General features: G+C 71.0%; 25 protein-coding genes and 1 pseudogene. 10 read left to right on the forward strand and 16 right to left on the reverse strand.

The annotated features are described in order from the left end of the window. Positions 1-97 precede the first annotated feature (97 nt). The 7 genes and pseudogenes from V6U90_RS22665 to V6U90_RS22695 form a co-directional block, all read right to left on the reverse strand. Positions 98-1,045 carry a tetratricopeptide repeat protein gene (locus V6U90_RS22665; protein ID WP_334440128.1) on the reverse strand — a complete coding sequence of 316 codons (948 nt, stop codon included), beginning with the start codon at positions 1,043-1,045 and terminating at the stop codon, positions 98-100. Between the two features lie 10 nt (positions 1,046-1,055). Beyond that, complete coding sequence (locus V6U90_RS22670) at positions 1,056-1,208, reverse strand: hypothetical protein (protein WP_334440130.1); 153 nt, start codon at positions 1,206-1,208, stop codon at positions 1,056-1,058. A 145-nt stretch (positions 1,209-1,353) separates the two neighbouring features. After that, positions 1,354-1,536, reverse strand: a pseudogene (locus tag V6U90_RS22675) (hypothetical protein); the annotation flags it as partial. Positions 1,537-1,780: 244 nt separating this feature from the next. Beyond that, complete coding sequence (locus V6U90_RS22680) at positions 1,781-2,746, reverse strand: golvesin C-terminal-like domain-containing protein (protein ID WP_334440133.1); 966 nt, start codon at positions 2,744-2,746, stop codon at positions 1,781-1,783. Beyond that, positions 2,746-2,901, reverse strand: a complete 156-nt coding sequence (locus V6U90_RS22685) for a hypothetical protein (protein ID WP_334440136.1) — start codon at positions 2,899-2,901, stop codon at positions 2,746-2,748. Before V6U90_RS22685 ends, V6U90_RS22680 begins: the two co-directional genes overlap by 1 nt. A 241-nt stretch (positions 2,902-3,142) precedes the next feature. Beyond that, entirely contained in the window at positions 3,143-3,442 is a 300-nt protein-coding gene (locus V6U90_RS22690) for a hypothetical protein (protein ID WP_334440138.1), read from the reverse strand. Between the two features lie 105 nt (positions 3,443-3,547). Beyond that, on the reverse strand, positions 3,548-4,675 hold the full coding sequence (locus V6U90_RS22695; protein ID WP_334440140.1) for an AI-2E family transporter: 1,128 nt from the start codon (positions 4,673-4,675) through the stop codon (positions 3,548-3,550). A 285-nt stretch (positions 4,676-4,960) separates the two neighbouring features. On the opposite strand from V6U90_RS22695, the gene V6U90_RS22700 reads away from it, so the two are divergent. From V6U90_RS22700 to V6U90_RS22725, 6 genes are all read left to right on the forward strand, one after another. Next, positions 4,961-5,536: a serine hydrolase gene (locus V6U90_RS22700; protein ID WP_334440142.1), complete on the forward strand. Its 576-nt coding sequence runs from the start codon at positions 4,961-4,963 to the stop codon at positions 5,534-5,536. A gap of 197 nt (positions 5,537-5,733) precedes the next feature. Further along, a complete protein-coding gene (locus tag V6U90_RS22705; protein WP_334440144.1) occupies positions 5,734-6,357 on the forward strand; it encodes a hypothetical protein in 624 nt (207 codons plus the stop codon). 30 nt (positions 6,358-6,387) lie between these two features. Beyond that, positions 6,388-7,140, forward strand: coding sequence for an NUDIX hydrolase (locus tag V6U90_RS22710; RefSeq protein WP_334440147.1), 753 nt, complete (start codon positions 6,388-6,390; stop codon positions 7,138-7,140). Next, entirely contained in the window at positions 7,137-8,108 is a 972-nt protein-coding gene (locus V6U90_RS22715; protein ID WP_334440149.1) for a serine/threonine protein kinase, read from the forward strand. The genes V6U90_RS22710 and V6U90_RS22715 overlap by 4 nt, the downstream gene beginning before the upstream one ends. Positions 8,109-8,128: 20 nt before the next feature. Then, positions 8,129-9,088 (forward strand): hypothetical protein, encoded by a 960-nt coding sequence (locus V6U90_RS22720; protein WP_334440152.1) that lies wholly within the window; start codon positions 8,129-8,131, stop codon positions 9,086-9,088. Further along, on the forward strand, positions 9,085-10,380 hold the full coding sequence (locus V6U90_RS22725; protein ID WP_334440154.1) for an adenylosuccinate synthetase: 1,296 nt from the start codon (positions 9,085-9,087) through the stop codon (positions 10,378-10,380). The genes V6U90_RS22720 and V6U90_RS22725 overlap by 4 nt, the downstream gene beginning before the upstream one ends. Before the next feature lie 288 nt (positions 10,381-10,668). Here V6U90_RS22725 and V6U90_RS22730 read toward each other — a convergent pair whose 3' ends face one another. Beyond that, on the reverse strand, positions 10,669-11,100 hold the full coding sequence (locus V6U90_RS22730) for a tautomerase family protein (protein WP_334440156.1): 432 nt from the start codon (positions 11,098-11,100) through the stop codon (positions 10,669-10,671). Positions 11,101-11,197: 97 nt separating this feature from the next. Here V6U90_RS22730 and V6U90_RS22735 point away from each other — a divergent pair, with 97 nt between their 5' ends. Beyond that, on the forward strand, positions 11,198-11,803 hold the full coding sequence (locus V6U90_RS22735; RefSeq protein WP_334440160.1) for a TetR/AcrR family transcriptional regulator: 606 nt from the start codon (positions 11,198-11,200) through the stop codon (positions 11,801-11,803). 27 nt (positions 11,804-11,830) lie between these two features. Here the strand turns inward: V6U90_RS22735 and V6U90_RS22740 are convergent, their stop codons facing one another. Beyond that, a complete protein-coding gene (locus V6U90_RS22740) occupies positions 11,831-12,322 on the reverse strand; it encodes a hypothetical protein (RefSeq protein WP_334440163.1) in 492 nt (163 codons plus the stop codon). A 137-nt stretch (positions 12,323-12,459) separates the two neighbouring features. Here V6U90_RS22740 and V6U90_RS22745 point away from each other — a divergent pair, with 137 nt between their 5' ends. Further along, positions 12,460-12,615, forward strand: coding sequence for a hypothetical protein (locus V6U90_RS22745; RefSeq protein ID WP_334440166.1), 156 nt, complete (start codon positions 12,460-12,462; stop codon positions 12,613-12,615). A gap of 69 nt (positions 12,616-12,684) precedes the next feature. Here the strand turns inward: V6U90_RS22745 and V6U90_RS22750 are convergent, their stop codons facing one another. The 4 genes from V6U90_RS22750 to V6U90_RS22765 form a co-directional block, all read right to left on the reverse strand. Then, positions 12,685-13,440 carry a zf-HC2 domain-containing protein gene (locus V6U90_RS22750; RefSeq protein WP_334440168.1) on the reverse strand — a complete coding sequence of 252 codons (756 nt, stop codon included), beginning with the start codon at positions 13,438-13,440 and terminating at the stop codon, positions 12,685-12,687. A 70-nt stretch (positions 13,441-13,510) separates the two neighbouring features. Further along, the gene (locus V6U90_RS22755; protein WP_334440170.1) at positions 13,511-13,633 is read right to left on the reverse strand and encodes a hypothetical protein; all 123 of its coding nucleotides are present in this window, start codon (positions 13,631-13,633) and stop codon (positions 13,511-13,513) included. A gap of 143 nt (positions 13,634-13,776) precedes the next feature. After that, the gene (locus V6U90_RS22760; protein ID WP_334440172.1) at positions 13,777-14,019 is read right to left on the reverse strand and encodes a hypothetical protein; all 243 of its coding nucleotides are present in this window, start codon (positions 14,017-14,019) and stop codon (positions 13,777-13,779) included. A gap of 110 nt (positions 14,020-14,129) precedes the next feature. Continuing rightward, positions 14,130-15,512, reverse strand: a complete 1,383-nt coding sequence (locus V6U90_RS22765) for a PhoX family protein (protein WP_334440174.1) — start codon at positions 15,510-15,512, stop codon at positions 14,130-14,132. 283 nt (positions 15,513-15,795) lie between these two features. Here V6U90_RS22765 and V6U90_RS33975 point away from each other — a divergent pair, with 283 nt between their 5' ends. Then, positions 15,796-15,990 carry a DUF5954 family protein gene (locus V6U90_RS33975; protein ID WP_442933651.1) on the forward strand — a complete coding sequence of 65 codons (195 nt, stop codon included), beginning with the start codon at positions 15,796-15,798 and terminating at the stop codon, positions 15,988-15,990. 214 nt (positions 15,991-16,204) lie between these two features. On the opposite strand, the gene V6U90_RS22770 is transcribed toward V6U90_RS33975, so the two are convergent. From V6U90_RS22770 to V6U90_RS22780, 3 genes are read right to left on the reverse strand one after another with little or no spacing between them, the layout of a single operon-like run. Beyond that, positions 16,205-16,768, reverse strand: a complete 564-nt coding sequence (locus V6U90_RS22770; protein ID WP_334440176.1) for a sigma-70 family RNA polymerase sigma factor — start codon at positions 16,766-16,768, stop codon at positions 16,205-16,207. Positions 16,769-16,771: 3 nt separating this feature from the next. Further along, entirely contained in the window at positions 16,772-18,367 is a 1,596-nt protein-coding gene (locus tag V6U90_RS22775; protein ID WP_334440179.1) for an FAD-dependent monooxygenase, read from the reverse strand. Beyond that, positions 18,334-18,600, reverse strand: a complete 267-nt coding sequence (locus V6U90_RS22780) for a hypothetical protein (RefSeq protein ID WP_334440182.1) — start codon at positions 18,598-18,600, stop codon at positions 18,334-18,336. Before V6U90_RS22780 ends, V6U90_RS22775 begins: the two co-directional genes overlap by 34 nt. Before the next feature lie 365 nt (positions 18,601-18,965). Here V6U90_RS22780 and V6U90_RS22785 point away from each other — a divergent pair, with 365 nt between their 5' ends. Beyond that, positions 18,966-21,386, forward strand: a complete 2,421-nt coding sequence (locus tag V6U90_RS22785) for a M14 family metallopeptidase (RefSeq protein ID WP_334440185.1) — start codon at positions 18,966-18,968, stop codon at positions 21,384-21,386. The last annotated feature ends 44 nt before the right edge of the window (positions 21,387-21,430 follow it).

A 21,430-nucleotide genomic window follows, 5' to 3' on the forward strand; every position in this document is an offset into this window, starting at 1 on the left:
CGAAGCCACCGTCACCATCGCCATCATCGACCAGTGGCTCCGAGCCTTACGAAACGCGGCCTAACGCCACAAGCCAGGGCCCCCGGACATCCTCCGATCAGGACGGCCGTTGCAGGCCGATCTGGTCGAGCCACCCGTTGACGTCGAACCCGCCCGCCTCGGCCCAGTCGAACCACCGGGCGGCCTGTGCCGGATCACGGGGCACGCCGCTGCCGAGTACATGCATGACTCCCAGGGTGGCTGCGGCCCGTGGGTTGCCGGCATTTGCCGCGCGTTCGTAGTAGCCGGCGGCTGCGGCCTCGTCCTTGGCGAAACCGCGCCCGGTGGCGTGTGCGGCGGCGACGTTGTAGAGGGCACGGGGGTGGTCCCGGTCGGCCGCGCGGATCAGCCATTCCTGGGCCATCGCGTCGTCGCGCGGCACGCCGTCTCCGGTGCCGTAGAGAACGGACAACTCGAACATCGCGTCGGCGTTGCCGGCCGCAGCGGACTGGTGGTGGGCGGCGACGGCGGCATCGGTCTCGCCCAGCAGGTACCGGACGATGCCGGACCAGTACCGGGCCTCCCCGGTGGGGTCGTCGGCACACAACGGTGCCAGCAGTGACAGGGCGTACGGCCCGGCCCGGTGCACCGCCTGCCGGCTGGTCGCGGCGAACGAGTACGCGCCCTGACGGACGCCGTGGCGGGCAGCCTCGGCGAAGCAGCTCAGGGCGGCGTCGAGGATCTCGTCGTCACCGGTGGGAAAGGGTTGCGGGGTCGGCCGGACCACCGGCTGACCGGCCGGGAGATCGAGCAGCCGCCGCCCCAGGCGTACCCACGCGTCCGGCCGGCCGGACGCTGCGACGGTTGCCAGGCCCTGGACCAGCACCTCGTAGGCCCGAATCGGCAGGATCCCGATGATCATGTCACCGCGGGTGATCCGGTTGTCAATCTCCTGGCAGAGGTCGTCGAGGTACCCGGCGTCGAGTGGGTCGGCGGCCGTCGCCCGGCGGGTCTCGTCGAGCAGGGCGGCGGCGTCGGTCGGTGGGGAGGCGGAAGAGCGAGTCACAGCAGGCACTCTAGACCTGCGGGGTGACATGAATTGTCTCCTGCAACGCCAGCGCCAACGGCAGCCCCGCGTACACGTCGAAACCGCCGCCCGCTCCTGCGATCAACACCGTCCGGGCATCCCGCAGGGCTGCGAACAGCGGCGGCACCGCAAGCGTGCACACCGGTCACCACTTCCTTCACCGGTCGGTGGTCTGCCCGCCACCGCCGGCACGGATCGTAGCCACCCGCTGCCCGTCCCGTTGCCCCTCGACCGACCGGTGCCTGGGGTCGAGGACCCGGGCACCGGGGTGGAAACCCGATGGTGGCTCAGGCCGGCCCGCCGTCGTCGCCCCGCGACCCGGGATCCGTCGTACCCAGTCCATGCTCGGTGGGGGAGGACACCACCTCGAACACGGTCCGGTTCGGGCCGCCGAGAAGCAGACCGTGGCCGCGCCGAGCGGTCAGCCGGATCCGCCGCTCACCGGCGGTGAGACCGAACGCGTCGGCGACGTCCTCACCCCCTCTGCCCGAAGGAACCATCGATGGGACGCTTCGCCGATGGAACCCCATATCCGTGTGAGGTGTGAGAGAACGGTCCTGTGGCACGAAAACGACGCGGGCAGGTGCACACCGCCAGCCTTCCCCGGCGCAGGCTGGCGGCACCGGGGCCTGATCGACGTGTGTGGGCCAACCGTTTGGACTGCGGCCGTCACGTCCACTGTGGTTGAAAAGTCCGCAGCGGATCTTCGTCGGTTCAGACCCGGGTGAGGCGGATGGCGTCGGCGATGATCAGACCGCTGCCCGAACTCCACCGACTGACCGCCACGCGGTTGGCGCCGCCTGCCGGCAGCGTGAACGTGCCGAGGGTGCGCCACTGTCCGCCGTTGGTGCGTTGATCGGCGTAGACCGTGCGGTTGCCGGTGGTGGTGGCGATGACGTACGGAGTGGCGCTGTTGTAGCCGGAGTTCGCGGGCCACCAGGCCTCCACCCGGTAGTCGGCGGTTGCCGGAACGTTGAACTTGTACCAGGCGGCGTCGCTGGCGGCGACCGGGTTGGCGTAGCGGTAGTCGCCCCCGTACCGCTGCCCGGAGTACGACGAGACGCCCCAGTTGGCGCTGGCGGTGAACCGGCCGGCGGTGGCATTGTCCACCACCGCGCTCCACGGGGTGCCTCCGCCGGACATCTTGGCGGCCACGTCGGCGCGCATCACGTTCAGGTCGATGAACGACGGGTCGATCTTGCCGGTGGTGCTTGTCTCCCGGTGCCCACGGGCGTAGCTGGCGTCGCGGCCCAGGCGGGCGAGCACCGCGGCGGTGGCAGCGATCGACGCGTTGTACTGGGCGGTGGTCATCTCCTGGCTGACGCCGTTGTAGTCGATCTCCCAGCCGATCATCAGGGTGTTGCCGTCACCGGCCGGGATCGGTCCGCTGCCGCCGCTGGTGCCGGCGTGGTTGCACCGGCCGGCGGAGATGACGTGGAAGACGCCGTGGTAGTCGACGAGGGCCTGGCAGAGCGGGCCGGGCAGGTCGGAACGGCCGTTGATGCAGATGTTCAGGGCGGGGTGCGGGTTGGTGGCGCTGGAGGTTGCTGCGGTGTGGTGCCACAGCACGCCGATCGGGTCGAACGAGCCCGGACGCATCCGGTTGAGCCAGTCACCCTCGACGACGACCTGGACGCCTGCGCCCCGTAGCACGTCCACCAGCCAGGGGATCGTTGCCATCACGACGCTCCAAGCAGATCGGCGAGGCACTCGACCTTCGGCGCGGCGGCCGCCGCGTCGGGCTTGACGGTGGCGGTCAGCGTGGCGGCGGTCAGCAGCGCCGGGATGACGAGCACCCGTCGGCGACGCAGGCGGATGGGACGTGGCGTTGCCATGGCGCTCCTTCAGCAGACAGGGCAGCGAGATCGATGCATTCCGATGGCGGCAGGCTATATCGAGGTGACCGTGGATGTCGATACCCTTTATCTCGCCTTGTCTTGCTGAAGGATTTTTACGGGCCGTCGGTTGTCGGTCGGGTCGACGACGGAGAGCGGGCCGGGTCACCGGACCCCTCGGCCCCCACGGGCCGGCGGCTACGGCGATGATCGGTCCAGTCGCCGACGACCCGAGGGCCGGTCAGGTCATACCGGCGAGGAGGTGCCGTGCCCGCGCCTGTTCGGCGGCACAGACATCCTGCAGGTCTTCCGACACCGGTACGGCGAGACACGACCGTAACGCATCGACAGCCTCCACCCGCCGGTCCTGCTCGGCCAGCAGCTCACCCAGACAGCACAGGGCCGCCACGATCGTCACACCGTCGGCCGCCTCAGCGGCCGAGACCACGGCCGCGCGCAGGACGGCCTCCCCCCGCGCGGTTTCGCCCCGGTCGAGCAGGTGAAGCGCCTTGGTCAGAAGTTGGGAGGCAGACTGCGGCACCCGATCATCATCGCAGGGTCACCCGTCGCTCGGCAGCCAGCGCGGCAGGTGACGGCGTGCCGGCACGTGTTCCCTGGCACGGGGGAGCGGTGCGACGGCCAGCGATCAGGCCGACTCCTCCGCAGAGACGGCTGCACCGGTGTCCGGCTCGGCGGTGTTTGGCTGCTCAGGCGGGTCGCTGAGCTGCTCGCGCAGGTAGTTCCACACCACGGCGACCAGGGCGGCGGCCGGTACGGCGAGCAGGCTACCCACGATGCCCGCCAGGCTGCCACCGAGCGTCACCGCCAGCAGAATCACCGCCGCGTGCAGGCCGAGGCCGCGGCTCTGCACCATGGGCTGGAACACGTTGCCCTCGAGCTGCTGCACCGCGACGATGATGGCGAGCACGATCAACGCGTCCGTCGGGCCGTTCGACACCAGCGCGATGAGCACCGCGACGAAACCGGCGAACAGCGCACCCACAATGGGCACGAACGCCGACACGAAGGTCAGCACCGCCAGGGGGAGTACCAGCGGCACGCCCACGAACCACAGGCCGATGCCGATGAGGACAGCGTCCAACAGACCGACGAATGCCTGGGACCGTACGAATGCGCCCAGGGTGTCCCAGGCACGCGCGGCCACGGCCGGAACGTCCGCGGACAGGCGGCCGGGTAGCTGGCGGCTCAGCCAGGGCAGGAACCGCGGACCGTCCTTGAGGAAGAAGAACATGAGGAAGACCGCGAGTACGGCGGTGACCAAGCCGTTGACGACGGTCCCGACCCCCGTCACCGCAGCGGTGACAATGCTGCCGACGCTGTCCTGGATGCGGGCCACCGCAGTGTCGAGCGCACGGGTGACTTCGTCGTCACCGATGTTCAGCGGCGGCCCGGAAGCCCACTCGCGAAGTTGCTGGATGCCGCCGACCACGCCTTCGGCCAGCTCGCCGGACTGCGACGCCACCGGCACCGCGATCAGCACCACGATTCCGGCGGCAACGAGGAGGAACAGTACGGTCACGGTCGACGCGGCCAGCGCGGGCCACCACCCGTGTCGGCGCAGGAAACGCGCCAAAGGCCAGGTCAGCGTCGTGAGGAGCAGGGCGATCACGAGCGGCCAGACAACCGACCACATCTTGCCCACGATCCACAGCGCCACTGCGGTCATCAGCAGGACCAGTAGCATCTCCAGGGAGATGCGCGCCGACGTGCGCAGTGCGGCTCGGGTCTTCGTGGCATTCACTGTGGCAGGCACTGAGATCACCCTAGGCTTCGTTGGGAACGGCGCCCCGCTCCGATAACGGGGGCGAATGCTGTTCGGGCGGGCACCCTCACGAGCCCCACACCCTGTTCGTCGCCCGGGCGCGGAGCCAGTATGCACGCTTGCTGAATCCGTACCTCCCGCCCCCCGTCTGGCTTGATCTTCAGACAGGTGAGGGTGGCGAGGTCCTGCGGGCCTCCTCCGGCCTCCGTCTTCGCCAGCGGTGAGTAGTCAGCTGCCGCTGTCACCCACGAACACAACCAGCACGTCGGCCCGGCCGTGGGTTCACCGGCCGGTGCCGGCGACAACACCGCCGCCGATCTGCTGATGCGCGTCGGCCCGGACGTGGTACCGCTGCTCGCCGCAGAGTTGGGGCTCACCCGTACCCGGATGATCGGCGGGCCGCGGCAGGTGCGGGAGTCGATGTTCGCCGACGTGGGTGCGCGGGACGCCGCCGAGTTCGCCCGAATCTTCGCCACCCTGCCCGAAGAGCGGATACGGGCGCTGCGGGTCTTCGACCCCGAGCACACCACCTCCAGTACCGCGCGGGAGATCACCCGGCTGCTGGCCCTGATCTGGCGGGACGAGGCCGGCCCGGCCCCCGACGTCGCGATGCTCGCGGTGCCAAGCACCGATGCCACCCACGAGTACGTGCCGCGCCTGCTGGCCGCGCTCGACCGGCCGGCCACCGTGGTACCGGTGCACTGGGACAACGTCGAAACGGAGCTGAAGAACGCGCCCCCGGTCACGGGGAACGATCAGGACCGGCTCGACAGGCTCCTCGCCGCGGTACGCAAGGCAGCGCCGCGCACCCGGATCCTGCTGCCGCAGTCCGCTGTCAGTCCCCGCCACTAGCTTGTGTGGAATGTCGAACACGTCGTATCTGTGCGCCAGCCCGTATGACGGGATCTACCCCGCCTTCGCCTATCCGGCCTACGAGCCGAAGGTGCACACCCTCGCCGCCGACGTCAACTGCGTACCACTGCTCTGGCTGGCGATGTTCCGTCCCGCCGACCTGCACACCAGGTCGTTCGAGGTGGGTACCGGCAGGCATGCCGAGACGGTCGTCGCCACCGCCCTGGTCGCCCCGGTCGAGCGCGCCCTGGCGCAAACTCGGCGCCGCCGTACCGGCCCTCGAACGACTGTTCGGCCGGCGACTCGCCGACCACGCGGCGCTTCTTGTCGATGGCGTGCGTGCCGGTGCCGGCGAGTACGTCACGGTCGAACTGGAGGAGATCGCGGTCCTGGAGGGCGAGGAGGAAAACTACTACGAGCAGCTGCGGGTGGCGCTGGGCAGCCTTGATGAGCCGACCGACGCGGTGGCGGACCGGGACCGGCTGGTCTGGCTGGCCCAACTTCGTGCCGAGCGGCGTTTCCGCCGGCCCGGCTGCTGCTCGACGACCTCGACGCCACCGACGATGACTACTGGAACTTCTGCCGGTTGCTCGGCGCCAGCCACCTGCGGCCGGTGCCGTGGGAGACCGCGGACGGATCGGCCTGATCGACCGGATGGTCAGCGGCCCGTGATGACCAGGCGGCGGGCCCGCGAGGGCGAAGCCTGCGGCACTGGTGATCCGGCTCGATCCGGCTACTCGGCGGCGGCACCCGCCGCGGTGCCTGTCGCGGCACCACGGGTCGCGCTCCCCGTTGACAGATCCCCAGGGTTGTTCTCATAATGAGTTGTACTCAAGTTGAGGAGGACTCGGGTGTTGGAGGAGCAGTTTCTGCGGGCGTACGACCCGCGTGACTACCCGGCGGTCGCCGTGACCGTCGACGTCGTGGCACTGACCATTCGCGACGGCTCCCTGCACCTGCTGCTCATCCAGCGCGCCGAGCCACCCTTCGAAGGCTTCTGGGCGCTGCCCGGCGGCTTCGTCCGCCCCGACGAGGACCTCGCCGCCGCCGCCCGCCGCGAGTTCGCCGAGGAGACCGGCCTCGGCGGCGAACAGCTGCGCCGGGTGCACCTCGAGCAGCTCGCCAGCTACGGCACCCCGGACCGCGACCCACGGATGCGGATCGTCTCCATCGCCCACCTGGCATTCGCGCCCGACCTGCCCGAACCGCAGGCCGGCAGCGACGCCAGCGACGCGCAGTGGCTCCCGGTATCCGCGCTCGCGAGCCGGCAGCTCGCCTTCGACCACGAACGGATCGTCGCCGACGGCCTCGAACGCGCCCGCTCCAAACTGGAGTACACGCCGCTGGCCACCCGCTTCGTCGGCGAGGAATTCACCATCGCCGAGCTGCGCGGCGTCTACGAGACGGTCTGGGGCCACCCGCTGCACCCCGGCAACTTCCACCGCAAGGTGCTCTCCGTACCCGGCCTGGTGGAATGCACCGGGCAGACCACCGCGCACGGCGGCGCCAAGGGCGGTCCCCGGGCCCGGCTCTACCGCGCCGGCGACGCCCGGCTCCTGCACCCGGCGCTGCTGCGCCCCAGCCGGGAGGAGACCGTACGATGAGACTCGCCGACGCGATCCGCCTCGTCACCCGGGCCGGCAGCGACGACGAACTCTTCGGCCGCGACGACCCCCACCGCAGGTACCGGCAGCTCGCCGCCGTGCTGCACCCCGACCGCACCGCCCACGCCGACGAGACGCAGCGCGAAGCGGCCACCGCCGCCTTCGTCACCCTCACCACCCGCTGGCAGGCGTACGGGACCGCGACCGTCAACGGGTACACCATCGGTCAACCCGCCTACACCGGTGACCTCGCCGACCTGTACCGGCTGGACGACGACAGGCTGCTCAAACTGCCACGAGACCCGACGAACAACGACCTGATGCTGCGTGAACAGGTCGCCCTGCGCCGCATCGCACGCGACGGCGATCCCCGCTACCTGCCCTACGTGCCCCGACTGGTCGAGTCGTTCCGCCACCGCGACGAACTGACCGGCGCGGAGCACCGGGTGAGTGTGCTCGCCGCCGTACCCGGACTGCACAGCCTCACGGAGGTGATGCGCCGGCGTCCCGACGGCCTGGACCCGCGCGACGCCGCCTGGATGTGGCGGCGGCTGCTGGTCGCGCTCGGCCTCGCACACCGGGCCGGGGTGGTGCACGGCGCGGTGCTGCCCGACCACGTGCTGATCGAACCCGACGCGCACGGCGTGGTGCTGGTCGACTGGTGCTACTCGGTCGTCGACACCGGTGACACCGTGCCGGCCATCGTCCCCGCCTACGCCGACTGGTACCCCAGCGAGGTGCGCGACCGGCGTCCACCCGGCCCGGGTACGGACATCGCGATGGCCGCGAGCTGCATGGCGGCCCTCATGGGCGACCGGGCTCCGAGGGCGCTACAGGCCTTCGCCGCCGGCTGCCGTACGCCCCGGCTCAAATCCCGGCCCGACGACGCCTGGCGCCTGCTCGGCGAACTCGACGACGTACTCGAACGGCTCTACGGCCCTCGAACCTTCCGACCCTTTCACCTGTGATCCCACCTTGGAGGTAAACCATGGGAAGCGGAATCTGGTCCACCGACGTCTACGACGCCGCCGACCGCTACCGGCGGTCCACCGGCACCAGCGCCTTCGCCTACAGCGACAGCGGCGCCCGCACCGTGCACCCGGCCCTCGATCCGCGTGACGCCCACCGGGAGAGCCGCGACTCGGCCGAACACCCCGAGTCGCTGGCCATCGCGGTGCTCTTCGACGTCACCGGTTCCATGCGTAACGTACCGAAGGTGCTGCAACAGAAGCTGCCGAAGCTGCTCGGGCTGCTGCAGCGCAAGGGCTACGCCCGGGACCCGCAGATCATGTTCGGCGCGATCGGCGACGCCACCTGCGACCGGGTGCCGTTGCAGGTCGGCCAGTTCGAGTCGGACAACCGGATGGACGACGACCTCGGCCGCATCGTGCTGGAGGGTGGCGGCGGCGGACAACAGACCGAGTCCTACGAGCTGGCGCTCTACTTCATGGCCCACCACACCTCCATCGACTGCTACGAGAAGCGGGGCCGGCGCGGCTACCTGTTCATCATCGGCGACGAACTGGCCTACAACCGGGTCAAGGCCCGCGAGGTCAACCAGGTGATCGGCGACGGGCTCGCCGACGACCTGCCGCTGCGGCAGGTCGTCGCGCAGGCACAACGGATGTACGACGTCTACTACCTGCTGCCCGCCGGATCGAGCTACGCCGGCAGTCAGAAGGTGCTCGACTTCTGGCGCGACCTGCTCGGCCAGAACACCGTCGAGATCGACGACCTCGACGCGGTCTGCGAGACGATCGCCCTGACCGTGGGGCTCGGCGAGGACGCCGTCGACCTCGACACCGGTCTGCGTGACCTCGCCGACGTCGGTTCGGCCGCAGCCCGTACCGTCTCGAAGGCCCTGGCCAAGGTCGACGCCGCCGGCCGGCTCGTCACCGGTGGTCGCCTGCCCGAGCCCCGCGGCACCGATCGGATCACCCGACTGTGACCCACGTGATCGTGGCCGACCTCGGGTACGGCGACGCGGGTAAGGGCACGATCGTCGACTGGCTCTGCGCCCGGGGCATCGACGGACGGGCGATGACGGCGGTGGTGCGGTACAACGGGGGAGCCCAGGCCGCGCACACCGTCGTCCTGCCCGACGGCCGCCGGCACACCTTCGCCCAGTTCGGGGCCGGTACCTTCCGGCCGGGTGTGCGCACCCACCTGTCCCGGTTCATGGTGGTCGACCCGCTGGCGCTGGTGGTCGAGGCCGACCACCTGGCGTCGGTGGGTGTCACCGACGCGTTCGACCGGTTGACCGTCGACGCGGCCGCGCTGCTGTCCACGCCGTGGCACCGGGCGGCCAACCAGGCCCGGGAGACCGCACGCGGCGCGGACCGGCACGGTTCGTGTGGACGGGGGGTGGGCGAGACCATGGCCTACGCCCTGGCCCATCCGGACGACGCACCCCGGGTGGCCGACTGCCTCGTCCCGGCGGTGCTGGCCGAGAAGCTCGCGCTGCTACGGGACCGGCTCACCGCCGAGCTGGGACCGCTCGACGCCCCCGGTACGGCCGGGGTACCGCCGGTGCAGGCGTGTCTGGACGCCTTCACCGCCTTCGCCGCCCGGGTGCCCATCGTGGACGGTGGGCACCTGCACGGGCTGCTGTGCGCCGGACCGGTGGTGTTCGAGGGCGCGCAGGGCGTACTGCTCGACGAATGGCACGGCTTCCACCCGTACACGACCTGGAGCACCACCACCTTCGCCAACGCGGAGACGCTGCTGGCGGAGGCCGGTCACGCCGGTTCGGCCGTCCGGCTCGGTGTGCTCCGCGCCTTCACCACCCGGCACGGCGCGGGACCGCTGGTGACCGAGGATCCGACGTTGCCGCTGACCGACCCGCACAACCCGGCGAACCGGTGGCAGGGCGCGATGCGCTTCGGACACTTCGACGCCGTCGCGCACCGCTACGCGTTGGAGGTGGCCGGTGGCGTCGACGGGATCGCGCTGACCCACCTCGACGCGGTGCCGCCGGGTCTGCGGCTCTGCCACGCGTACGACTGGACCGACCGGCTGGAACCCGGTCCCGCCGGTGACCTCGACCGGCAGGCGGCGCTCACCCACCGGCTGGCCACCACCGTTCCCCGTTACGACGGTCCACCGCCACGGGACCGGGTGGGGGCGGTGACCGACGCGCTCGGGGTACCGGTGGCGGTGACGTCGTACGGGCCGACGTCCGACGACAAGTCGCTCACCCCGCACGCCCCCGGGGTGCTGCACGGTCTGATGTCCGTCTGACTACCCTGCCCCGGACGAGACCGGCCGGAGGCATGGGGAAGTCGTGGCGGTCCTCGCTGGCGGGTGCGGGCGTGGACCGGCGGGCGGGACAGGGTGGTCAGTCACGGTAGTAGTCGGCGCCGGCGCCGGGCCTGGTGGCGGTACCACCGATGGCGTTCCAGACCTCGACCCGGCCAGTGCCGGTGACCAGAACCCCGGTCGGCGCTGGTCAGCGCGGCCCGGGCAGCACCGGCCCCAGCCGGCGTTGCGGACCGCCCGCACCGGTCAGGCGGCCGGCCGCCGCCGGGATCAGCCTCCGGTGACCGACTGCCGGGCGAGAGCGACGATGTCCTCCCGGCGGAAGATCCGCCCGGCCGCGCCCCAGGTGCCCTCGGGCTGCTCGTGGATCAGCACCCACACCCGTATCGCCTCGGCCTCGGTGAGGCCGGCCGCGCCGAGCACCGCCGCCGTGGCGTCGGCGACCAGCCCGGCCTTGCGCCGCTCGGACAGGGCGCCTGCGGGGACGGTGGCCTCGACCAGGAAGCGGGGCTGGTCGTCCTGCGCGGTGATCTGCGCACCGGGTGGCAGTTCGTGCAGGTAGCTCCAGGCGATGGACCGGACGAACTCGGTGTCGGGCGCTCCTTCCCAGCGCAGCAGGATCATGGCGAGTTCGTTCTGGATGCCGGCCCGGCCCTCGGGGGTCAGTGCCCCCTGGGGGACGGTGAGCTGGATCTTCGGCATGGGCCCTCTCCTCGACGCGACCATCGTTATAACGTGCGTTATAGAACGTGGTCAGGTTAGGTTATGGCGAGCGCCATGAACAAGAGGGAGAGCGGGAGTGGCCCGAGACAGCGCAGCATCCCGGCAGCGGATCGTGGCCGGCGCCGCCGACCTGATCCGACGCCGGGGACTGGCCGGCAGCACCATCCGAGACCTCGCCGGGCACTCCGGCGCCCCACTCGGATCGACCTACCACTACTTCCCCCGGGGCAAACAGCAACTGGCCGCCGAAGCGATCCACCATGCCGGCCACCGGGTCTCCGAGATCATCGACCGGGAACTCCACGCTGGTCCGGCCGCCGCACTTCGCGCGTTCCTGGCCCTGTGGCGGCAGACCGTGATCGACAACGACTTCCGCGCCGGCTGCGTCGTCCTGGCCGTCGCCATCGAGGAACCATCCGACGACAGCGACGAGGCGACCGCCGCCGCCGCGCAGGTCTTCACCACCTGGCACCGGAAACTCGCCACCGCACTACGCGAGCACGGCGCAACGCCGGAACAGGCCGGCCAGGTGGCCACGCTGGTGGTGGCCGGCGTGGAGGGCGCGGTCGCGATGTGCCGCGCCCAACGCGACATCCGGCCGTTCGACGACGTCGCCGCCCAGCTTGAGGAACTGGTACGGAACGCGACGACCGGTCCGGCCGGCGCCGACCCGAACCCCTGATCGCGACCGGGTCCGATCGGGCGGTCCTCATGCAAAGGCGTTGACGACCGCGAAACTGGCCTCGCCCTGCGCGAAGGCGGCGAACAACTCCGCCAGCGGCGCCGGCCCCGCATGGTCGATGAGAAGTACGGGTTGCCTCCCGTCGGGTCCTGCGTCGGGTACGAAGTCCGTCTCGATCTCGCGGCGCAGCAGGCTGATCCAGCCGTCGGCCTCGCGGGGCAGGCCGGCCACGGCCCCGCGCAGAGCGTCGTCCCGGCCGGCCAGATCCTGGTCGACCACCTCGGGCCGGGCCAGCAGGCGGACGGCGAGCCGGTCGCCGGTCCGCTCGTAGCGGGCGGACAGGTCGTCCGGCAGGAGGTAGAAGACCCCCTCCTCACCCTCGTGACCCCGGTTCATCAGTACGGCGACCAGGCGTTGGCCGGGATCATCGGACCGGATGTCGATCCCGACCAGAACACCGACGTCGTCCTCCCCGAACGGGGGGACTGCGGTGATCCACATTTGCGCGACGTCGGTCATGATCACTATTGAACCAGCCGGTGCGACGGTGGCCCCACACATGCCATACTCACGGTGGTGCCCATGGGACAACACCCGTCGGCCTGGGGGAGGCCATCCGCACCGGGCGGACGGCGGGGGCTGACCCTGGAGGTCCGATGGATCCCGTCCCTGACACCACCCTCATCTCCACCGTGGCCGATCTGGCCGGCGGCATGTTGCAGTTGGCCGCTGCGGTGCTCAGTTTCGCGGCCGTCGTCGCTGCCCGTCGGAGCCGTACCGGTCGGCGCAGCGACACCGGGGACGACGACTGAAGCCGGCAGTGGTTGCCTCCCTCCCGCGCTCGGCGCCGTAGTTGGTCCCTTCTTCATCCCGGCCGGCGGTCAGGCCGCCCACCGGTCATGGACGCGGGCGGAACCGGGGTGCGGCGGCAGCAGCCGCAGCGTCGGCGCCTCGACCTCCGCATCGTCGGGCAGCCGCCAGCCAGGCGTCTTCGGGCGGCTGCGGCCCGACGGCCCGTCGAGCCGGGGGGAGCGCAGCCGGGACAGGGCGACGACGACCGCATAGCCGGCGAGCAGGAAACCGTGGCTGACCAGACGGTCCGGTGCCACGCGGCCCGTGACCAGGTCGTTGACCGACAGCAGTACGAGCGTGCCGACGAAGGTGCTCAGGGTGGGTAGCAGCCCGGTCGGGGCGGTACGGCGGGCGGCGACGAACAGGAAACCCGCGCCGACCGCGACGTTCCAGGCGGCGGCCTCGTGCCACAGATGACCGCTGGCGAGCACTCCGCTGCCGGCGTGGACGTGGGCCGCAGCCGGACCCCGGCCGATCTGGGCCAGGCCCAGGACCAGTTGCAGCGCACCGACGAGTCCCAGGGCGCCGCGCAGGCCGACGATCAGCCGGTCCCGTACCCGGCTGGCCGTCGGTCGCGGCATGGTGGCCAGGATGCTGTCGGTGAGGTCGACGCCCGGCGAGGCCGGGGACAGGCGTACCCGGCGGGTGACCGCTGCCGCCCGGTCGAACCACTGCCGGCAGGCCGTACACCCGGCCAGGTGGGTGTCGGCGGCTGCCCGCTCGGCACGGGTCTCCTCACCGTCGAGTTGCGCCGACAGGATCTCCCGCCACTGCTCACACCCCATGTACCGGTAGTCGGCCGGGCGCCGCTCCCGGTTCCCGCCGGTTCGGAGTGTCCGTCCGCAGCGTGCCAGATCAACCGCTGGTCTGTTGGTCCGCGTCCTCGGATGGCAGGCCGAGACCGGCCAGCAGCACGGCGAGGTACCGGCCTCCGGCGGCCCGGTCGGTGCGGCCGGCGACGGACGCCGCACGCTGCACGCCGCAGAGAAGCTTGCGGACATCCTCGCCGGTCTCGATGGCCCGACTCCCCGCGGCAACGTCCGAAGGCTCACGGATCGGCAGAAGCGTTCGGCAGAAGCGTCAGGATCGGGGAGTCGATCCTGACGCTTCTGGCCGGACGATCAGTGGCCCCGCCGGCTCGGATCTTCCTGATCGTCAGCCGATGGCCTTGGCGCCATGCGTTGCTCCTGCACCCGGATCTCGGCGCGGTACCGGGGCGCGGCGGGATGCCAGATTTCCTCGAAGGGCCCCATGACCTCGCCTCCCACGCCGCGGCGACGAGCGCGGGAGCCCAGCCACGCCGGCCCGCCAGCGATGGCGGCCACGCATCCGGCAACCGCGAGGAACGCCAGGACCTCGAACATCGACCCAGGCTACCGCCGGTCGGGGCGGTACATCGTGTGTGTCCGTTCCCGCGCCTGCGGGCAACAACCGCAGGCCGGCCCCCTGCGGGCGCTGCGCCTGGAGCAGCGCATCAGAGCGAACCGGTCCGCCAGGGGCCGGTGATGGCGAACGTGATACCGGGGCTCTGCACGTTGGCGAACATCCAGTTTCCGTTCTTCGGGTCGAAGGTCGACCCGGCCCACTCGGAGCCGGCGTAGTCGCCGGGGGCGACCGACTTGCCAGGGACCCCGCCGGCCGGGATCACGACCTGATTCAGCGCGAACGGGAAGATCTCGCCGTCGGTGGTCAGGCCGTGCAGGTACTCGCCCTCGCTGCCGTCCTCGCAGAGGACGATGCCACCGCGTGGGCTGACACAGATGTTGTCGGGGTTGTTCAGCACGGTGGCATCCGGCGACGCGAAGAGTACCCGCATCGTCTCGGTCTGCGGGTCGTAATCGAAGACCTGGCCCTGGCCCTTCGGCCCACCGCTGGTGGACACGATGTAGACCCGGTCGTTGCCGTACCAGGCGCCCTCGAGCCGCTTGAACACGGCGGCGCCGAGTGCGGCGCCCTGCACTGCTGGACGGGTTTCGCCCGGGGAGTAGTCGGGGTTGGGCACCGTGACCCAGGAGGTCCGGTACTCCACGCCGGTGCCGTCGGCGTAGGTCGAGTACGACGATCCGTCCGGGGTCTGCACGACGAGCATCTGCAGTTCGCCGCCTGCGGACAACTCGCCCACCTTGTTGGGCAGGTAGCGGTAGAACCCGGACGGGGTGGCGTCCTCGGTCAGGTAGACGATTCCGGTACGCGGGTCAACCGCGACCGCTTCGTGGCTGAACCGTCCCATCGCCTTGATGGGGCGGGGGTCACCCTTGCGGTCGTAGGGGACCTCGAAGACGTACCCGTGGCGGGTGCCGTCCGGGGCGATCTCGGTGGTTTCCTCGCAGGTCAGCCAGGTGCCCCAGGGCGTCGGTCCGCCAGCGCAGTTGCGGATCGTGCCGGACAGGCTGCCCCAGGACTCGAGGAACCTGCCTTCCTTGGGGTCGAACACCAGGTTGGAGGTGCCACCACTGGCCGCCGGGTTGTACGCCGGTGTGGTGAACGCACCGGTGTAGCCGCCGCGCTCGTGGTTGCGGACCAGCGCGATCTTGCCGTCCGGGCGGGAGAACGCGGCCATCCCGTCGTGCGCACCCGGGGTCGCCACGCCGTCCGACATCAGGTCGCCGGTCCAGCCGTAGCTGATGTACTCGAAGCCCTTGGGCAGGGCCAGCAACTCCAGCCCGGTGGTGTGGTCCTTGGTTGGGTAGAGCGGACCGTAGTCAGGGCTGGACGGGCGCTTGCTCATCGGTGCCGCACCAGCGGTACGCGCACCGAGGGCTTCCAGGGGGCCGAGCGCGGTGAGTGCGGCTGCGGTCACGAGACCACGCGTGAGGAAGCCGCGTCGGGCCAGACCTGGATCGATGTGCTCTGTCATGGATTTCCTTCCACTATTTCGGCAACGCACGAGCACGCTATCCCCGGCGGGTTACGCCCACTCCTAACGAGTCGAGAACCATGCGTGAATAGTGGTAAGAATGCCGGCGCCGCAGCTTGTCGTTCGACTGCTCGGCAACGGTCATCGGGATCCGGGACGTCTGATTGCCCGCCTTGACTTCGGGAAATAAACCCGGCATGCAAGCCTGGCGCTTCGGATTGTTTCATAACAGAATTCCGTGTTGTTGGTGACGGTGAGTGGCTGCCGGGTGCGGTGATCCGGGGTGCCCGCCGACATGTACGTCGACAGCGTCGCCACCGTCCACTTTTTCCGAACGGGGGTGCCGACCTGTTACGCGGTGGCTGAGTATGTGGGCGGGGCATGGCAGCCGTTCAGCCGGACGGTCGCCACTCCGCACGAGGCCGTGAGTCGATTATCTCCGATTTCCGGTGGCTCATTCCGCCGGGTCGGGGACTGAACATGGCCCGGCAGGTCGAGGCGGCGGGCCCGGGTTTGCGGAATTGAGTTTGGGCCCGCCGCTGGCCCTGGTTGGGTGGGTTCGCGAAGTAGAGCAACTCGGCCACTGCTCGAATGTAGAGGGTGAGCCGGCGCCGTACGGTCGTGGTCGGCGGCCGGCACCGGTCGGGTCACGTCCGTTGACGTCGGCCGGGAAATCGCTGATGGCCGATCGGTCACCCGGCGAAGCGGCCCCGCCGTGGCGCGGGCCGGGTGTGACCGTTGACGGCGGCGACGAGGTCCTCCCGGGCCCGGGCGACCCGGGACCGGATCGTGCCGACCGGGCAGCCGCACACCTCAGCGGCTTCGGCATAGGACAGTCCGACAACCTGGGTGGCGACGAAGGCCACCCGCCGGTCCGGTTCGATGTCGCGCAGGAGCTGTTCGAGTGCGACCGTACCGTCGAAGCCGCTGTGCTGGACGTCCGGCAGGTCGTGCCGGTCGGACAGCGGCACGGTCCGTGGGCGGGCCGCGGTGGCCCGGATGTGGTCGACCGCGACGTGCCGGGCGATGCCGAGCAGCCAGGTCAGCGCCGACGAACGGGCGGCGAACGACGGCAGCGACCGCATCGCCCGCAGGTACGTCTCCTGCGTCAGGTCGTCGGCGTCGGCCGGGCCGATCAGGGCACCGACGAAACGCCACACCTGGGACTGGGTCGCCCGGATGAACCGGGAGGCCGCGTCACGGTCACCCCGCCCGGCGGCCAGCGCCCACGTGGTGATTTCCGCGTCGTCGCTCACCTGTCACCTCCCTGGTCCGTTACCACGCCCCGACACGGGTCGGCGCGGACCACTCAGCTGCCGCAGCACCTCCACCGGGTCGACGGTCACCGTCGACTGGCCGCGCCAGGCGACGTGGCCGTCGGGGCGTACCAGCAGCACTCCGTCGTCGTGCAGGCCGCACTGATCCAGGTAGGACGTCAGCTCCGGCGGCGGCAGTACCGCGTCGAGGGCGTGACAGGTCAACGGGAGACCCGTCACCCGGGCGACGCTGGCTGCCGAGTGGGCCCAGACGTCGGCCCCCGGTGCGGCCAGCATCGTGTACCCGGTACCGCTGACCAGGTCCAGTGTGGAGCGGGTGCGTTCCGGGTCGAGCCAGGTGTGCGGGAGCCGGTGTCCGGGTCGGGCGGTGGGGGTGTAGTCGGCCACCCGGTCACCCCCCGGTGGTGGGGTGCCGTCGGCCACGACGGCGGTGGAGGCGTAGTGGTAGCCGAGAACCAGGCCCTCGCTGGGCCGGCCGTGTGGGGGAGTACCACGGCGATGCGCCTCCATCGCGTCACGCAGCCGGCGGTGGCTCTCCTGCGCGCTGGCCTGCGCGACCGGGCGACGTTCCGGTTGGTAGGTGTCGAGCAGGCCGGGAGCAGCCCAACCGTGGTGGACGGCGGCGAGTTTCCAGGCCAGGTTGTCGACGTCGGCGATGCCGCAGTTCATGCCGAACCCGCCGTAGGGGGTGGTGATGTGCGCCGCGTCGCCGGCCAGCAACACCGGTCCGTGCCGGAACCGGTCGGCGACCCGGGCCGCAGCGCGCCACACCTGCCGGTCGACGAGCGTGACCGGCAGGTCCGGCAGCCCGGCGGCGGAGCGGATCAGCCGGATGCAGGCGGCGTTGTCGAGCCGGTCGAGGCCGGGGTCGTCGCCGTCGGCGACCAGGTTGAACAGCCAGCGCCGCTGGTTGTCCACGGCGAGGAACGTCCCGTGCAGGTCAGGGCGGCTGACGGTGTAGACGGCACACGGCCGGTCGGCAACCCGGGCGTCGAGGTCGGCAGCAAAGAGGACGTTCAGGTTGTGGGAGACATCCCGGGGGCCGGTCATGGGGATACCCAGCCGGGCGCGGATTCCGCTGGTCGCGCCGTCGGCCGCGACCAGGTACCGGGCTCGGATCCGCTCCCGTTGCCCGCCGCAGGCCACGGCAGCGGTGACGCCCTCGGCGTCGATGGCGAGGTCGGCCAGGGCGGTACCGAACCGGATCCGTCCGGGATTGAGCCGTTCGGCGTGGGCGCGGAGCAGGGGTTCCAGACGGTCCTGGGAGCACAGCAGCGTGTAGGTGGGACTGGGCACCGGGGGCCGGGACGCGGGGTCGGTCGCGATCCGCGTGCCGTCGGGGTCGATGAGGGTACGGCCGGTGAAGAAGGCCAGGTGCTCCCGGGGCAGGCCGGCGGCGGTGATCTCGGCCTCCAGGCCCCAGGAGCGGTAGATCTCCATGGTGCGGATGCTCAGCGCCCGGCCCTTGGGGAACGCTGCGGTGTCCGGGTGCCGTTCGACCAGGGTGGCCGGTACGCCGAGCTGGGCGAGCCGGATGGCCAGACTCAGTCCGACCGGTCCGCCGCCGACGACCAGCACCGGGACGGTCGGTTCCCCGCTGGCGGTGGCGGTGCGGCGTGCGGCACCCGTACCCCACCGGCCGCCCGGTGGCCGCAGCGGCAGCCGCCGGTCACGTGGCCGGTCCCGGCCCGGTCCCCGGCCGGGTCGCCCGGCTGCGGGTGGCCCCGCGCAGCCATCGCCCCGGCCGTCCAGCGTCGGATCGTCGCCGGATCCGGTAGCCGCAACAGGCGGCTGTCCAGCCGGTCGAGCATCCCTCGGATTGTCACGCACCGACATCACCGGCGTGCGCTACGTCGATTGCCCGCATGCCCAGTAGTCGGGGTTCAGCCCGTTCTGGTTCCCGGCTACCTGAGAAGTTCTCGGCATCGCCGATTCGGGTGGGGCCGGCACGTCGGCGGCCGGGACCGTCGTCGGCGGCCACCGCCGGATCGGTGACCCGGGGTCGGGCCCTGTCCTTTCCGGGCTCTACCAGGGAATTGACTTTGGACTATGGCCACGTTGAGGATGGGGCACGGGCCGGTCCGGGCGCCCATTGGCGGCCGACGAAACCCGCCACACCGGCACCAGTGCCACCGTCCAATGCGGCGCGCCGGACAGCAGAAGGGCGACCATCGCGATGACCGACTCCTCAGCTCCCCGGTGGCGACGCCGGCTCCCCGTTCCCACCGTCCTGGCCGCCGCAACCGCCGTCGCGCTGCTGATCAGCCCGGCCTCGGCCACCGTGCCGGAAGCGGTGGTACCCACCGCCGACCTCGTCCGGGACACCGGCGAGCAGGCCAGCGTCGTCGAGGTACTGCTCGCCGGCACCGCGCAACTGGACGCGCTGGTCGCCACCGGCGTCGACCTCGACCACCACGTCTCGCGCTCGGAGACCGGCGTGGTGGCGCACGCCGTGGTCACCCCCGGCGAGGCCGCCGCCCTGACCGCGGCCGGCTTCCGCCTCGGCCGGGTGCTGCACCGCCCCGACGACGCGCAGGCCCGCGTCGCCGAACGCGAGGCCACCATCGCCGCCCACGCCGCCGACAACCAGCAGTTCACCGCGTCGGTGGCGACCGCCTCCGACATCAGGATCATCCGCGCCGACTACTACACCTCCGGTACCAGCCAGGTGCTTTCCGTCGAGGCGAAGTGGGCACAGGGCCAGAACGCCACCACCGCGCTCACCGTCGAACGGGACAGCGGCCCGGGTACCGCGATCGGCTCCGGCGGCACGCAGACCATCAGCCGGTTCGTCGACGCCGGCGTGTACCTCTACCACCGGGGTGCCGCCACGGTCACCACCCGCCCCGACCACATCCGGATCACCAGCCCCAGCGGCGACGTCGCCGTCGCGAAGGTCCAGGAGTGGCTGCCCACCCCCGGCACCGACCCGGAGGTGCCCGGCTACCAGAAGGACTTCGTCACCAGCTACCTGACCCCGACCGAGCTGTACGGGCGCATCCACCAACTCGCCGCCGAGTTCCCCGACCTGGCTGAGATCGTCGAGCTGCCGTACCGGACGAACGGGTACCGGCGCCACGCCCAGGCCGTCCTCGGTACCGCGACCGCCAGCCGGGTCGCGCTGGACTCCCTGGCCTGGGGACACCAGGGCGGCAACGACCTCACCGTGGAACTCGCCGACCCCGGCACCGCGGACGCCGCCCTGTCGGTGACCGTGACCGGCAAGGCCGTCCGGGTGGGCCTCGCCACCGACGGTACCGGTGCGGTCACCAGCACCGCGGCGCAGGTCGTCGCGGCACTCAACGCCGGGGCCGGGTCACTGGTCCGCGCGTACACCTACCGGGGCAGCGCCGGCACCGGGGTGGTCGCCCCGGCGGCACCGACCGCCCTGAGCGACGGACTGAGCGCACCGGCCGGCGTGTCCCGCGACCCGCACCCGGTGTACGCCATCCGGATCGGCAAACACCGCGACGGCTCCAAGCTCGGTGTTCTCGCCTACGCCCAGGAACACGCCCGCGAATGGGTGCCCCCACTGGTCACCATCGAGACCGCCGAGCGTCTGCTGCGCAACTACGCCCACGACGGGCAGACCAAGCAACTGCTGAACAACCTCGACATCTGGATCGCACCGTCGATCAACCCCGACGGCGGGCACTACTCGTTCTACGACTTCAACTCCCAGCGCAAGAACATGACCAACCACTGCCCGCTCACCGGTTCCGCCGACTTCCTCGGCCGCAACTCGTGGGGTGTGGACAACAACCGCAACTACACCGAGTACAGCCTCTTCGACGGCTACTCCGGCGCCTCCACCAGCTGCACCAGCGGCACCTACGCCGGACCGAGTGAACTGTCCGAGCCGGAGAACCGCAACCTCGACTGGCTGGCCGCACGCCCCAACGTCAGGTTCTCGATGAACCTGCACTCGTCCGGCAACTACTTCATGTGGTCGCCCGGCGCGTACGCCCTGCCCGGCCGGCTCTCCGCGCCGCGCCCCACGCTCGCCGAGGAGTCGGCGTTCTGGGGTGCCTCCTCCCGGATCCTGACCGCCATCAAGCGGCACCGCAACATGGCGGTCACCCCGGCGCGTACCGGCCCGATCTCCGACGTGCTCTACTCCGCGGCCGGCAACTCCGGGGACATGCTCTGGTACCGGTACGGCATCTACGCCTGGAACTTCGAGGTCGGCACCTCCTTCCAACCGGAGTGGGAGGAGGCCCACGAGGAGACCATGGAGTTCGCCAACGGCCTGGTGGAGATGATGCGGGTGGCCCGCGACTTCGCCAAGGACCGGACCCGACCGGAGAGCGGCCTCACCGTCACCCCGGCTGCGGCACCGGGCATGGTCGACGTGACCATTGCGACCACCGAGCCGGCCGCGGTCTTCTACACCCTTGACGGCGGTACGCCCACCTACTCGTCGACCCTCTACGGTTCCGCCGGCATCCGCGAGGGCGGGGAGACGCTGACCGTTCCGGCGGGGACCACGGTGCACTGGTTCTCAGTGGACTCGGCGGGCAACGTGGAGAACAACTACATCCCCGACGGCAGTGGCCGGAACTTCCGCAAGGCGCCGGCGGTCGTACCGGCCGGCTGACCGTCGTACCGACGGAGGGTGGTGGTGCCGGCGGCACCACCACC

Source organism: Micromonospora sp. CPCC 206060 (genome assembly GCF_036906895.1).
GTDB lineage: Bacteria > Actinomycetota > Actinomycetes > Mycobacteriales > Micromonosporaceae > Micromonospora.

Bases quoted from the DNA above. Each gene is read 5' to 3' on its own strand.
- V6U90_RS22705 (WP_334440144.1), top strand. From the start codon at position 5,734: ATGCCGAGACGGTCGTCGCCACCGCCCTGGTCGCCCCGGTCGAGCGCG.
- V6U90_RS22730 (WP_334440156.1), bottom strand. From the start codon at position 11,100: ATGCCGAAGATCCAGCTCACCGTCCCCCAGGGGGCACTGACCCCCGAG.
- V6U90_RS22715 (WP_334440149.1), top strand. From the start codon at position 7,137: ATGAGACTCGCCGACGCGATCCGCCTCGTCACCCGGGCCGGCAGCGAC.
- V6U90_RS22780 (WP_334440182.1), bottom strand. From the start codon at position 18,600: ATGCTCGACCGGCTGGACAGCCGCCTGTTGCGGCTACCGGATCCGGCG.
- V6U90_RS22785 (WP_334440185.1), top strand. From the start codon at position 18,966: ATGACCGACTCCTCAGCTCCCCGGTGGCGACGCCGGCTCCCCGTTCCC.
- V6U90_RS22680 (WP_334440133.1), bottom strand. From the start codon at position 2,746: ATGGCAACGATCCCCTGGCTGGTGGACGTGCTACGGGGCGCAGGCGTC.
- V6U90_RS22740 (WP_334440163.1), bottom strand. From the start codon at position 12,322: ATGACCGACGTCGCGCAAATGTGGATCACCGCAGTCCCCCCGTTCGGG.
- V6U90_RS22760 (WP_334440172.1), bottom strand. From the start codon at position 14,019: ATGTTCGAGGTCCTGGCGTTCCTCGCGGTTGCCGGATGCGTGGCCGCC.
- V6U90_RS22685 (WP_334440136.1), bottom strand. From the start codon at position 2,901: ATGGCAACGCCACGTCCCATCCGCCTGCGTCGCCGACGGGTGCTCGTC.
- V6U90_RS22765 (WP_334440174.1), bottom strand. From the start codon at position 15,512: ATGACAGAGCACATCGATCCAGGTCTGGCCCGACGCGGCTTCCTCACG.
- V6U90_RS22750 (WP_334440168.1), bottom strand. From the start codon at position 13,440: ATGGGGTGTGAGCAGTGGCGGGAGATCCTGTCGGCGCAACTCGACGGT.
- V6U90_RS22720 (WP_334440152.1), top strand. From the start codon at position 8,129: ATGGGAAGCGGAATCTGGTCCACCGACGTCTACGACGCCGCCGACCGC.
- V6U90_RS22745 (WP_334440166.1), top strand. From the start codon at position 12,460: ATGGATCCCGTCCCTGACACCACCCTCATCTCCACCGTGGCCGATCTG.